Below are 12,181 nucleotides of genomic sequence, written 5' to 3'. Positions count from 1 at the left end.
GGGAGGTGTCCGCGAAGCGGACGGAGGGGGGAAGAGGCTTCTGCAAAGCCTGGAGATGCCTGTTCTGCCAGCCCCCCTCGGCCCTTCGGGCCACTCCCCCCGCACGCGGGGGGAGACAAAGACGAAGCGCCTCCTACTGCACCACTGCCTTCACGATTTTGCCCGGCGACCGCGGCGGCTCGCCTTTGGGCAGGGCGTCCACATGCTCCATGCCGGAGGTCACTTCGCCCCAGACCGTGTACTGGCGGTCGAGGAAGCGCGCGTCGTCCAGGCAGATGAAGAACTGGCAATCGCCCGAGTTCGGATCCTGCGTGCGCGCCATGGAGGCGGCGCCGCGCACATGGGGCGCGTCATTGAATTCAGCCGGGATTTTCTCGCCCGTGCCGCCGGTGCCATTGCCGCGCGGGCAGCCGCCCTGGGCCATGAAGCCGTCAATCACCCGGTGGAAGGTCAGGCCGTCATAAAACCCTTCCTCCACCAGCGCGGAGATGCGCGCCACATGCTTGGGCGCCAGATCATCGCGCAGGCGGATGACCACATCCCCGCTATCAAGGGTCAGAACCAGAGTGCGTGCGTCAGCCAAGTCAGTCTCCCATGCTCATTCAATGATGCGCACCGGCACATCAATCTCGCAGATGTCCGGCAGGCGGTTATTGCGGCTCGAGGCGGCGAGCGCCTCGAGATAGCGGGCGAAGTCGGGGGTGTCGGTGTCGAACACCTGGACTGTGGGGCGTTCGTCCTCGGGCAGGTCGCTGGCGATGTGGAAGCCCATGATGAAGTCAGGCGAGAAGCCCGGCGTCTCGCCGACCGTGCCGACGCGGATGGCGCGCACGGCGTCCATGCCGGCGCGCACATGGCCCCACACGGTGTAGGTGGCGTTCAGATGCTCGGCCTGGCCGCGCACGATGTAGAACTGGGCGTTGGCCGAGTTGGGATCGGCGGTGCGCGCCATGGCGGCGGCGCCGTCGCAGTGCAGGAGCCAGCTATCTACTTGACCGTCCTCGCGAATAAAGGCCTGGGCGGCGGGCAGCGTGCCGGCGGGGAAGCCTTTCCAGAAGCCGGCCTGGGCCGCGGTGCGGTTTTCGCGCGGATTGATCACGCGTTCCTGCAGCTCGGAGATGTTCAGTTCATCGGGCGAGCGCTGGATGGAGAATTCAGCGCGCAGGGGCTGCGTCGGGGCCGACACATTGGGATTGTCCGGCGCGCCGCCGCCCTGGGCCATGAAGCCGTCAATGACGCGGTGGAACACCTTGAAATCGAAATAGCTTGAGCGCGCCAGCTCGCGAATGCGCTCGACATGGGCGGGCGCGAATTCCGGCGCCAGCTCGACCCAGACCATGCCTGTGCGGGTGCGGATACGCAGGAGGTTTTCCGGGTCCACCGTGCGCCAGGCGGCGTCGGGGGCAGCGTCGATCACCGCTTGGGGCGAGCCGGCTTCGGCCACGGCCGGGCCGTCGGCGTCCAGCTGGACGCCCGTCCCGCTGGTGACATCCGAGCCCTCGCCGGAGACATCCGCGCCTTCCATGGAGACGTCAGAGTCTTGCGTGGAGACATCGGCGCCATTGTCCGCGCTCTCGGCGCAGGCGGTGGCGGCGAACAGGGCGGCGCACAGGGCGGCGGACGCGAACAGACGGGTCATCGGGCAAATTTCTCCATCAGGCGCTGTTTGACGAGCGGCGGCACGAACGGCTCGATATTGCCGCCCAGCCGGGCGATTTCCTTGACCAGACGCGAGGCGATGGCCTGGTGGCGCGGGTCAGCCATCAGGAACACAGTCTCGATGTCCGCATTAAGGCGCTGGTTCATACCGACCATCTGAAACTCATACTCGAAATCAGACACGGCGCGCAGCCCGCGAATGATGGCGCTGGCGCCGACTTCCTCGGCGAAATGCATCAGGAGACCCTGAAACGGGCGCACCTCGATCACCGTATCGCCGGCAACAGACAGCGACAGCTCGCGCGCCATCTCCACCCGCTCGTCGAGGCCGAAGAGCGGGTTCTTGTCCGAATTGCGCGCCACGCCGATGACCAGCTTGTCATAGAGCTTCACCGCCCGGCCAATTATGTCGAGATGGCCGTTGGTCAGCGGATCAAACGTGCCGGGATAGAGGGCGGTGCGCGATTTCATCAGGCATCGCCCCCCGTTGGCGCCTCGGACTCTGCATCGCCCTCGCCGTCACCTTCGCCCGTCTCGGCGACGCGCACGATGGAGACCAGCTTCTCGCCCTCGCCGAGCCGGATCAGTCGCACGCCCTTGGTGGCGCGCGCGGCGATGCGCACCGAATCCACCGGGAAACGGATCAGCTGGCCGCCATCGGTGACGGCCATCACCGTGTCGCCCTCGGTCACCGGGAAGCAGCCTGCCAGCGGCTCGGGGAAGCGCTTGTCCTTGGTCCACACGCCCTGCCCGCCGCGCCCTTGCGTGAAGTATTCATAGGCGATGACGCGCTTGCCCATGCCCGAGGCCGCCACGGTCAGCAGCATCTCCTCATTGGCGTAGAGCTCCATATAGCGCACGTCCGACAGGGTGATGTCCTCGCCCGCGTCGTCTGCGCCCTCCTCGGCGGCGTCATCCACGATCTCTTCGACTTCCAGAGCCTCATCGCCCTCGGCGCGCATCTCGGCGCGGCGGCGCTTGATATAGGCGCGGGTCTCGGCGCGGCTGATCTCGATACCGTTGAGGATCGCCATGGAGATGAGGCTGTCGCCCTTGCCCATGCGGATGCCGCGCACGCCGGTGGAATTGCGGCTGGCGAACACGCGCACATCGCCCACCGGGAAGCGGATCGCCTTGCCGGACGCTGTGACCAGCAGCACGTCCTGGCCCTCGCGGCACAGGCGCACATCGAGAATGCGCGACCCGGCCTCTTCCAGCTTCATGGCGATCTTGCCATTGCGATTGACCTGCACGAAGTCGGACAGCTTGTTGCGCCGCACCGTGCCTTCGGTGGTGGCGAACATTACGTCGTACTGGTCCCAGCTCTCCTCGTCCTCGGGCAGCGCCATCACAGACGTGATCCAGGCGCCCTCATTGAGCGAGGGCAGGAGATTGGTCAGGTACTTGCCCCGGCTGTTGGGCGCGCCCAGCGGCAGGCGCCAAGTCTTGGTCTTGTAGACCATGCCGTCGGAGCTGAAGAACAGGAGCGGCGCATGGGTGGAGGCCACGAACAGGGTGGCGACGAAATCCTCGTCCTTCATGGCCATGCCGGCCCGGCCGCGTCCGCCCCGGTTCTGGGCGCGATAGGTGGACAGCGCCGTGCGCTTCACATAGCCGCCATGGGTCAGCGTCACGACCATCTCGTCGCGCGGGATCAGGTCTTCGTCCTCGATCTCAAGATCGCCTTCGGCGAAGACGGTCCGGCGCGGCACGCCGAACGCCTCGCGCACTTCGATCAGCTCGTCGCGGATGATCTCGCGGATGCGCACCGGGCTTTTGAGGATGTCCAGCAAGTCCGCGATAGCCACCGCCAGCTTTTCAGCCTCTTCGCTGATCTCGTCGCGGCCCAGCGCCGTGAGGCGGTTGAGGCGCAGATCCAGGATGGCTTTGGCCTGCTCTTCGGTCAGACGGATCGTCTCGTCTTCCAGAATGATCGAGCGCGGATCGGCCACCAGCGCCACCAGCGAGGCCACATCAGCCGCCGGCCAGGCGCGGTCGCGCAATTGCTCGCGCGCGGTGGCCGGGTCCGTCGCGGCGCGGATCAGGCGGATGATCTCGTCAATATTGGCCACCGCCACGGCCAGGCCGATCAGGATATGGGCCCGGTCGCGCGCCTTGCGCAGTTCAAACTTCGCCCGCCGCGCCGCCACGTCCTTGCGGAACGCGATAAATGTTTCCAGGAAGGTGCGCAGACCCGCCTGCTGCGGGCGCCCGCCGATCAGCGCCAGCATGTTCACCCCGAAGCTCGACTGCAGCGGGCTCCAGCGGAACATCTGGTTCAGGATCACGTCGGCATTGGCGTCTTTCTTCAGCTCGACGACCACGCGCATGCCCAGCCGGTCGGACTCGTCACGCAGATCGGAGATGCCCTCAATGCGCTTCTCGCGCACCAGCTCGGCGATCTTCTCGATCATGGTGGCCTTGTTCACCTGATAGGGAATCTCGTGAATGATGATCGCTTCACGATCCTTGCGGATGGTCTCGATCGAGGTCTTGCCGCGCACCAGCACCGAGCCGCGCCCTTCCATCAGGGCCTTGCGCGATCCGGACCGGCCGAGAATCTCGCCCCCGGTGGGGAAGTCGGGACCGGGCACGATGTCGAGCAGTTCGGTGTCGCTCAGCTGTGCGTTCTCGAGCAAGGCCAGCGTGGCGTTGACGATTTCGGTGAGGTTATGCGGCGGGATATTGGTGGCCATGCCCACCGCGATGCCGCCCGCGCCATTGACCAGCAGATTGGGATAGCGTGCGGGAAGGACGAGGGGCTCCTTCTCGCTGCCGTCATAATTGGGGCGGTAATCGACCGTGTCCTTGTCGATATCGGCCAGCAGCGCCTCGGCCGGCTTGTCCATGCGGATTTCGGTATAGCGCATCGCCGCGGGCGGATCGCCGTCCACCGAGCCGAAATTACCCTGACCATCCAGCAGCACCAGCCCCATGGAGAAGTCCTGGGCCATACGCGCCAGCGCGTCATACACCGCCGAGTCGCCATGGGGGTGGTATTTACCGATCACGTCGCCGACCACGCGGGCCGATTTGCGATAGGCCTTGTCGTTCGTATAGCCCTGCTCGTGCATGGACCACAAAATGCGCCGGTGCACCGGCTTCAGCCCGTCGCGCGCATCAGGAATGGCGCGGCTGACGATCACGCTCATGGCGTAGTCGAGATAGCTGCGCTTCATCTCGGCTTCGATGGCGATGGTCAGCCCGGCGGGGCCGGACGGGCCCTCGTGGTCCGGGCCCTCGTTCATCGGATCGTCGGACGGGGTGTCGCTCAAGGTGAAACTATCCTGGCTGGCGGAGGCGCGGGCGGCCGCGGTGATCGTGGCTGCTTGGCCTGTCCATAGACGGGCGGCGCCGGCGCGGAATCACGCCGGTCACCTGAATGTCATCTGTGTAGCAAGCCCCGCGCGGCGCAGCAAACCTGAGGGGCGGTTGGGGGCGCCGTCAGGCGGCCTGCTGAAGCCCCCTACAGCCGCACCTCGCGCCGGATCCGCTCGCCGCGCCGGTCGATCTCCACCGGCCAGCGGGCCGCGCCGTCATTCTGGCGCAGGATGCGTGCGAGCGTGGGCAGATCCTCCACCGGTTCGCCCATGAACGAGACAATGCGGTCGCCGGGCTGGAAGCCGATGAAACCGGCATTGGTGCGCGGCGATACGGCGAAGACCAGCACACCGCGCGCGAACGGGTCGATGCCGTTTTCTTCGTTGAAGGCGGGCGAAAGCTGGACCAGCTCGGCGCCGGCCAGCGGGTTGACGCCCTCAACGCTCAGCCGCTGGCCCTCCAGCACGCCAGGCGCGGCTTCGGCGGGCACGGTGAGGGTCAGCTCCTCGCCGTCGCGCAGCACCGTCAGGCGGGCGTCCTGGCCGATGGTGCGGGTGGCGAAGCGGAAGCGGGCGCCGTTCTCGTCATTGACCTGCTGACCATCCACGGCCAGCACCACGTCGCCGCGCTGCAGCCCGCCGCGCTCGGCGGCGCCGCCGGGCCAGAGCTCGGCCACCACCGCGCCCTGCGGGCGGTCGAGGCCAAACGATTGCGCCAGATCACTGGTCACCGCCTGCAGGCGCGCGCCCAGCCAGGGGCGGACCACGCGTCCGCCTTCGCTGGCGGCGGCCACCACGGTGCGCACCATCTCGGCGGGGATGGCGAAGCCGATGCCCTGGGAGCCGCCCGAGCGCGAGAAGATCGCCGTGTTCACCCCGATCAGCTCGCCGGCCATGTTCACCAGCGCGCCGCCGGAATTGCCCGGGTTCACCGCCGCATCAGTCTGAATGAAGAAGGCGTAGTCGGTGATGCCCACATCGGTGCGCGCCAGCGCCGAGACAATCCCTGAGGTGACCGTCTGGCCCACCCCGAACGGATTGCCGATGGCCAACACCAGATCGCCCACTTCGGCTGTGCCGCTGGCGTCCATGGTCATCACCGGCAGCGGCGCGTCCGCCTCGATCTTGAGCACGGCGAGATCGGTGCGCTCGTCGGCCAGCAAAAGCTCGGCGGCGAACTCGCGCCGGTCGGACAGCACCACGCGCAGATCCTGCGCGCCGGCCACCACATGGTTGTTGGTGACGATGACGCCCGACGCGTCCACGATCACGCCGGAACCCAGCGAGTTGACCTCGCGCTGGCGTGTCTGGGGCCCGCCGAAGAAGCGGTCAAAGAACGGGTCGCCGGTCATGCGCGCGCGCTGATTGATCACGCGGCGCGAATACACATTGACCACGGCCGGGGCGGCCTCGCGCACGACGGGCGCAAAGGAGAGCTGGACCTGCTCGCGGCTGTCCGGCGCGGCGCGCCGGGGTTCGGACATGGCCTCGGGGGCGAAGACGGGTGCGGGCCGGGAGGCGGCTTCGGGCTCTTCAGCCGAATCCTGAGCGCGCTGTTCAGCCGGTTCCTGAACAGATGGCGCCGCGGCATCCTCGGCCCGCTCGGTGCGGTCCTCGGCGCAGGCGGCGCCCAGCCCGGCGGCCAGCAACATGATCGCAGACATCAGCAGTCGCAGCATCAGCTCATCCCTCGTTCTTCCATCGCGGTCCGCGCCCGGTGAGGCGACGCCCCGATGTAGGCAATACAGGCGCGCCTGAACAGGGTGTGAAAGATGACCGATTAGGTCAGGCGGTGAAAAGACGACGCCATAGCCATGCATGTCTCCTCCCCCCGCTTGCGTGCAGGGCAGTCGTATTTGGACCGGAGCTGCCGGATTTCGGTGAAGGCGGCGCCATCCGTTCTCCCTCCCCCTTGGGGGAGGGCCGGGGTGGGGGGCATGCAGTCTCAGCCATCGCCACGTCACCCGTCACCGCCTCACACCCCACCCCCGTCAGACGCCTTCGGCGTCTGACCCCCTCAAGGGGAGGGAGAAAGCGTGCATGCCTCAAATGCCAGAGCCCTGCCCCGCAAGCGGGCGGAGAAAGCGCCCAACACACGCCCGAAGCAAAAAGGCCGCCCGGAACGCCCGGACGGCCTTTTCAATACATCGTTCTGAGAGGCAGCCTAGTCTGACAGCGCTTCTTCGAGGCGGGCGCGGTCGATGGCGCCTTTGGCTTCGGGATCGCGGTCGACCAGCTCGATCACGGCCAGCGGGGCGTTGTCGCCGTGGCGGAAGCCGGCTTTCAGGACGCGGGTATACCCGCCCTGACGCTCCTGGTAGCGCGGCCCCAGGGTCGCGAACAGCTTGGCCACCTGATCCTTGTTGCGGATCTTGGCGATCGCCTGACGGCGCGCGTGCAGATCGCCGCGCTTGGCCAGGGTGATGAGCTTGTCCATGATGGGCTTCAGCTCTTTGGCCTTGGGCAGCGTGGTGACGATCTGCTCATGCTCGATGAGCGAGGACGCCATATTGGCGAACATGGCGCGGCGGTGGCTCGCGGTCCGGTTCAGTTTGCGGTGGGCGACGCCGTGGCGCATGATACTTCTCCTTAAGTCCGGTCAAGGGACGCCTCGCGGCGCTTCTGACTAGATCTGATCCTCGTATTTTTTGGCGAGATCGTCGATATTTTCAGGCGGCCAGTTGGGCGCCTCCATGCCCAGGTGCAGTCCCATCTGGGCCAGGACTTCCTTGATCTCGTTGAGCGACTTGCGGCCGAAGTTCGGGGTGCGGAGCATTTCCGCCTCGGACTTCTGGATGAGGTCGCCGATATAGACGATGTTGTCGTTCTTCAGGCAGTTGGCCGAACGCACCGACAATTCCAGCTCGTCGACCTTCTTGAGAAGGGCCGGGTTGAAATCGAGATCCGGCTTGTCGGTCCCTTCGGTGCGGCCCTGATTGGGCTCTTCGAAGTTCACGAACGCCTGCAGCTGGTCCTGAAGGATGCGCGCGGCGTAGGCCAGGGCGTCTTCGGGGCGCAGGGCGCCGTTTGTTTCGACTTCCAGGATCAGCTTGTCATAGTCCAGCACCTGGCCTTCACGCGTGTTCTCCACGCGGTAGGCGACGCGCTTGACCGGGCTGTACAGCGCATCCACGCCGATGAGGCCGATGGGCGCATCTTCAGAGCGGTTGCTCTCGGCCGGCACATAGCCCTTGCCGGTATTGACCGTCAGGACCATGCGCACTTCAGCGTCATCATCGAGGGTGCAGATCACCAGGTCCTTGTTGATCACGACGATATCGCCGGTCTCTTCAATATCGCCGGCCTTGACCTCGCCCGGGCCCTTTTTCTTCAGGGTCAGGCGCTTGGGGCCCTCGCCCTGCATGCGCAGAGCAACCTGCTTCAGGTTCAGCACGATGTCGGTGACATCCTCGCGCACGCCCTTGATGGAGGAGAACTCGTGCAGGACGTTATCGATCTGAACCGCCGTCACCGCCGCGCCCTGCAACGAGGACAACAGCACGCGCCGCAGCGCATTGCCCAGCGTCGTGCCGAAGCCGCGCTCGAGCGGTTCGGCCACCAGCTTGGCGTGACGCGACGGGTCGAAGCCGGACTGGATTTCCGGCTTCATCGGGCGGATCAGTTCCTGCCAGTTTTTCTCAATCACGGACAACACCCCTTTAAGGTGGAGGGCGCGCCAGCTTCCCAAAGAAGCCGCGCGCCCGAAATCAGCGGTCTTGTCAGCGCGCGGGAATCGCGCGCTGAGCCCCAGGCATTAGACCCGGCGGCGCTTGGGCGGACGGCAGCCATTGTGCGGGATCGGGGTCACGTCGTGGATCGTCGTGATCACCAGGCCCACAGACTGCAGCGCGCGCAGCGCGGATTCACGGCCCGAACCCGGACCGGAAACCTTCACTTCCAGCGTCTTCACGCCGTGCTCCTGCGCCTTGCGGCCCGCATCTTCAGCGGCGACCTGCGCGGCGTAGGGGGTCGATTTGCGCGAACCCTTGAACCCCATGGTCCCCGCCGAGGACCAGGAGATCGTATTGCCCTGGGCGTCGGTGATGGTGATCATGGTGTTGTTGAAGCTGGCGTTCACATGCGCCACGCCAGCGGTAATATTCTTGCGCTCGCGGCGGCGTACGCGGGACGGTTCCTTGGCCATGGCCCTCGTTCCTTATTTCTTCTTGCCAGCGATCGGCTTGGCGGGACCTTTACGCGTGCGCGCATTGGTATGGGTGCGCTGACCGCGAACAGGCAGGCCGCGCCGGTGGCGCAGGCCGCGATAGCAGCCGAGATCCATCAGGCGCTTGACGTTGACTGCCACCTCACGGCGCAGATCGCCTTCGACCATATGATCCGCGTCGATCGTTTCGCGGATCTGGAGCACTTCAGCGTCGGTCAGCTGATTGACCCGCTTCTCGGGGGCGATGCCCACCTTGTCGCAGATCTCGGCAGCCTTGGTTGCGCCGATGCCATGGATATAGCGCAGCGCGATGGTCACGCGCTTGTTGGTCGGAATGTTGACGCCGGCGATCCGTGCCACGACGCTCTCCTTGTCCTCATCAGCCCACGCCCGCGAAGGAAGCCGCACCGCGCAGCCACAACGGTGACGGCGGATGCGGTATCTGCCCCTGCGAGCGAAGGGCGGTTCTTATAGGCGCCGCACCGGTTTCGTCAACCGGGATGAGCGGCGCCGCCTCAGTTTCCACCACGCCGGGGCGGTTCCCCGGCGCAGCCTTTGTTATTGGTCCAGCACCTCGGCGATGCGCGCTGCAACAGCGTCCATCGACCCGGCCCCGTCCACATCGACCAGCTTGCCCTGAGCCTGATAGTACGGGATCAGCGCAGCCGTCTGGTCGTTGTAATTCTTCAGCCGGACGCGGAACGCCTCGACCGTATCGTCAGCGCGGCCCTCTTCCTCGGCGCGCTTTTGCATGCGGGCGACCAGCTCGTCCTGATCGACGACCAGGCGCACGACCTTTTCGATCGGCGCATTGCGCCCGGCCAGCAATCGGTCCAGCGCCTCGGCCTGGGCCACCGTGCGCGGGAAGCCGTCAAAGATGGCCCCGCCGGCCGCCTCCGCCTCGTCCAGGCGCTCTTCGATCAGGGCGATGACGATCTCGTCAGAGACCAGATCGCCCCGGTCCATGATGTCAGCCACGCGCTTGCCCAGCTCGGTTCCGGCCGCGCGCGCGGCGCGCAGCATGTCGCCGGTGGCCAGCTGCACCCAGCCGCGTTCGGCGACCAGGCGCTTGGACTGCGTGCCTTTGCCAGCGCCCGGCGGTCCGAACAGGACAATGTTCATCGCTTGCGCCCCCGCAGCTTGGTCTTCTTGATCAGCCCCTCATACTGGTGGGCCAGAAGATGGGACTGGATCTGCCCGACTGTGTCGAGGGTCACCGAGACCACGATCAGCACCGCAGTGCCGCCGATATAGAACGGGATGGACGGGTTCTGGGCGCGCAGGATTTCAGGCAGCAGACACACCGCGGCCAGATACGCCGCACCGATCACCGTCAGGCGCGTCAGCACGTAGTCGAGATATTCCGCGGTGCGCTTGCCCGGCCGGATGCCCGGCAGGAAGCCGCCATACTTCTTCAGATTGTCCGCGACATCATCGGGATTGAAGGTGATGGAAGTGTAGAAGAAGGTGAAGAATACGATCATCACGCCATAGAAGGCGATGAACGCCGGCTGGCCGGGGCCGAGCAGCGCAACGATACCCGTCAACCAGGCCGGACCGGACTGCGCCGAAAAGCCAGCCGCAGTCGCGGGCAGCAACAGCAGAGACGACGCGAAGATCGCCGGGATCACGCCCGCCGTGTTCAGTTTCAGCGGCAGGAATGAGGACTCTCCGCCCATCATGCGGTTACCGACCTGGCGCTTGGGATACTGGGTGAGCAGGCGGCGCTGGGAGCGCTCGATGAACACCACAAAGGCCAGCACGGCCAGCAACATGGCGATCAGACCGATCACCAGGCCGGCGTTCAGGTCGCCCGTGCGGCCCTGCTCCAGCGTCTGGAACAGCGCGCGCGGCATTTCAGCGATAATGCCTGCGAAGATGATCAGCGACACGCCATTGCCCACGCCGCGCGCGGTGATCTGTTCGCCCAGCCAGAGCAGCAGCATGGTGCCGCCGACCAGCGTGCTGACTGTGACCACCAGGAAGAAAATCCCGGGGTTCTGCGCGATGGTGTTGCCGGTGGTGGGATCAGGCTGCTGCATGGCGATCGCGATGGCGAAGCCCTGCGCGGCGGCCAGCACCACGGTGAGATAGCGCGAATACTGGTTGATCTGCTTGCGGCCCTGCTCGCCGCCTTCCTTCTTCAGCCGCTCAAGGGCCGGCACGGTGGCCGCCATCAGCTGCATGATGATCGAGGCGGAGATGTAGGGCATCACGTTGAGCGCGAAGATCGCCATGCGCTCCACGGCGCCGCCGGAGAACATGTTGAACATGCCCAGCACGCCGCCGCTCTGGTTCTGGAACAGCGTCGTGAACTGGACCATGTCGATGCCCGGCAGCGGCACATAGGTGCCGATGCGGTAGATGATCAGAACGCCGAGCGTGAACAGGAGCCGCTTTTGCAGCTCCTTGGCCCGGGCGAACGCCCCGAAATTCATGTTCGAGGCGAGTTGTTCGGCGGCTGACGCCATGGCGATCGATCACTCCCTCGTGCGAGACGCGCCGGCCCGGACGATATCCGGGCCGGCGCCTGTCCGGCTTTACTCGGTTTCGGCTTCGGCTTTGACGGCTTTGACGATGGTCACGGTCACAGACCCGCCCGCCTTTTCAACCGCCGCAATGGCCGGGGCGGAGCCGCCCGCCACCGTCAGGGCGATCTTGGCCGTCAGGTCGCCGCCGCCGATCAGGCGCACGCCGTCCTTGGCGCGGCGGATCACGCCGGCAGCCTTCAGAGCGGCCGCATCAACCGGCTGGCTCGCATCGAGACGGCCCGCGTCGATGGCGGTCTGGATGCGGCGCAGGGTGACCTCTGCAAAGCGCGCCCGGTTCGGCTTGGTGAAGCCGCGCTTGGGAAGACGCTGGTGCAGCGGCATCTGACCGCCTTCGAAACCCTTGATGGCCACGCCCGAACGGGACTTCTGGCCCTTGACGCCGCGCCCGCCGGTCTTGCCGGTGCCCGAGCCGATGCCGCGCCCGACGCGCGTGCGCTCTTTGGTGGCGCCGGGATTGTCGCGCAATTCATTCAAGCGCATAGCAA

General features: G+C 66.1%; 12 protein-coding genes. All 12 read right to left on the bottom strand.

The annotated features are described in order from the left end of the window. Window positions 1–133: 133 nt before the first annotated feature. Window positions 134–583, bottom strand: a complete 450-nt coding sequence (locus L2D01_06400) for a peptidylprolyl isomerase (protein ID WBQ11408.1) — start codon at window positions 581–583, stop codon at window positions 134–136. A gap of 15 nt (window positions 584–598) precedes the next feature. Further along, a complete protein-coding gene (locus L2D01_06395) occupies window positions 599–1,639 on the bottom strand; it encodes a peptidylprolyl isomerase (protein WBQ11407.1) in 1,041 nt (346 codons plus the stop codon). After that, window positions 1,636–2,130 carry a pantetheine-phosphate adenylyltransferase gene (gene coaD, locus L2D01_06390; GenBank protein WBQ11406.1) on the bottom strand — a complete coding sequence of 165 codons (495 nt, stop codon included), beginning with the start codon at window positions 2,128–2,130 and terminating at the stop codon, window positions 1,636–1,638. Before coaD ends, L2D01_06395 begins: the two co-directional genes overlap by 4 nt. Next, window positions 2,130–4,934, bottom strand: coding sequence for a DNA gyrase subunit A (gyrA, locus tag L2D01_06385; protein ID WBQ11405.1), 2,805 nt, complete (start codon window positions 4,932–4,934; stop codon window positions 2,130–2,132). Before gyrA ends, coaD begins: the two co-directional genes overlap by 1 nt. Window positions 4,935–5,125: 191 nt before the next feature. Then, window positions 5,126–6,658, bottom strand: a complete 1,533-nt coding sequence (locus L2D01_06380) for a DegQ family serine endoprotease (GenBank protein WBQ11404.1) — start codon at window positions 6,656–6,658, stop codon at window positions 5,126–5,128. Window positions 6,659–7,143: 485 nt separating this feature from the next. Next, entirely contained in the window at window positions 7,144–7,557 is a 414-nt protein-coding gene (gene rplQ / locus L2D01_06375; GenBank protein WBQ11403.1) for a 50S ribosomal protein L17, read from the bottom strand. Window positions 7,558–7,605: 48 nt separating this feature from the next. Then, window positions 7,606–8,589, bottom strand: coding sequence for a DNA-directed RNA polymerase subunit alpha (locus L2D01_06370; protein ID WBQ11623.1), 984 nt, complete (start codon window positions 8,587–8,589; stop codon window positions 7,606–7,608). 144 nt (window positions 8,590–8,733) lie between these two features. Beyond that, window positions 8,734–9,123 (bottom strand): 30S ribosomal protein S11, encoded by a 390-nt coding sequence (gene rpsK, locus L2D01_06365; GenBank protein ID WBQ11402.1) that lies wholly within the window; start codon window positions 9,121–9,123, stop codon window positions 8,734–8,736. A gap of 12 nt (window positions 9,124–9,135) precedes the next feature. After that, entirely contained in the window at window positions 9,136–9,504 is a 369-nt protein-coding gene (gene rpsM / locus L2D01_06360; protein WBQ11401.1) for a 30S ribosomal protein S13, read from the bottom strand. A 198-nt stretch (window positions 9,505–9,702) separates the two neighbouring features. After that, complete coding sequence (locus tag L2D01_06355) at window positions 9,703–10,266, bottom strand: adenylate kinase (GenBank protein WBQ11400.1); 564 nt, start codon at window positions 10,264–10,266, stop codon at window positions 9,703–9,705. After that, window positions 10,263–11,582 carry a preprotein translocase subunit SecY gene (secY, locus tag L2D01_06350; protein ID WBQ11622.1) on the bottom strand — a complete coding sequence of 440 codons (1,320 nt, stop codon included), beginning with the start codon at window positions 11,580–11,582 and terminating at the stop codon, window positions 10,263–10,265. The genes L2D01_06355 and secY overlap by 4 nt, the downstream gene beginning before the upstream one ends. Before the next feature lie 102 nt (window positions 11,583–11,684). After that, on the bottom strand, window positions 11,685–12,176 hold the full coding sequence (gene rplO / locus L2D01_06345) for a 50S ribosomal protein L15 (GenBank protein ID WBQ11399.1): 492 nt from the start codon (window positions 12,174–12,176) through the stop codon (window positions 11,685–11,687). Between the last annotated feature and the right edge of the window lie 5 nt (window positions 12,177–12,181).

It is taken from the genome of Hyphomonadaceae bacterium ML37, assembly GCA_027627685.1.
Classification (GTDB): Bacteria; Pseudomonadota; Alphaproteobacteria; order Caulobacterales; family Maricaulaceae; genus Oceanicaulis.
This window is presented reverse-complemented; position numbering and strand designations above follow the sequence as displayed.

Bases quoted from the DNA above. Each gene is read 5' to 3' on its own strand.
- coaD (WBQ11406.1), bottom strand. From the start codon at position 2,130: ATGAAATCGCGCACCGCCCTCTATCCCGGCACGTTTGATCCGCTGACC.
- secY (WBQ11622.1), bottom strand. From the start codon at position 11,582: ATGAATTTCGGGGCGTTCGCCCGGGCCAAGGAGCTGCAAAAGCGGCTC.
- L2D01_06355 (WBQ11400.1), bottom strand. From the start codon at position 10,266: ATGAACATTGTCCTGTTCGGACCGCCGGGCGCTGGCAAAGGCACGCAG.
- L2D01_06380 (WBQ11404.1), bottom strand. From the start codon at position 6,658: ATGCTGCGACTGCTGATGTCTGCGATCATGTTGCTGGCCGCCGGGCTG.
- rplQ (WBQ11403.1), bottom strand. From the start codon at position 7,557: ATGCGCCACGGCGTCGCCCACCGCAAACTGAACCGGACCGCGAGCCAC.
- rpsK (WBQ11402.1), bottom strand. From the start codon at position 9,123: ATGGCCAAGGAACCGTCCCGCGTACGCCGCCGCGAGCGCAAGAATATT.
- L2D01_06395 (WBQ11407.1), bottom strand. From the start codon at position 1,639: ATGACCCGTCTGTTCGCGTCCGCCGCCCTGTGCGCCGCCCTGTTCGCC.
- rplO (WBQ11399.1), bottom strand. From the start codon at position 12,176: ATGCGCTTGAATGAATTGCGCGACAATCCCGGCGCCACCAAAGAGCGC.
- L2D01_06370 (WBQ11623.1), bottom strand. From the start codon at position 8,589: ATGAAGCCGGAAATCCAGTCCGGCTTCGACCCGTCGCGTCACGCCAAG.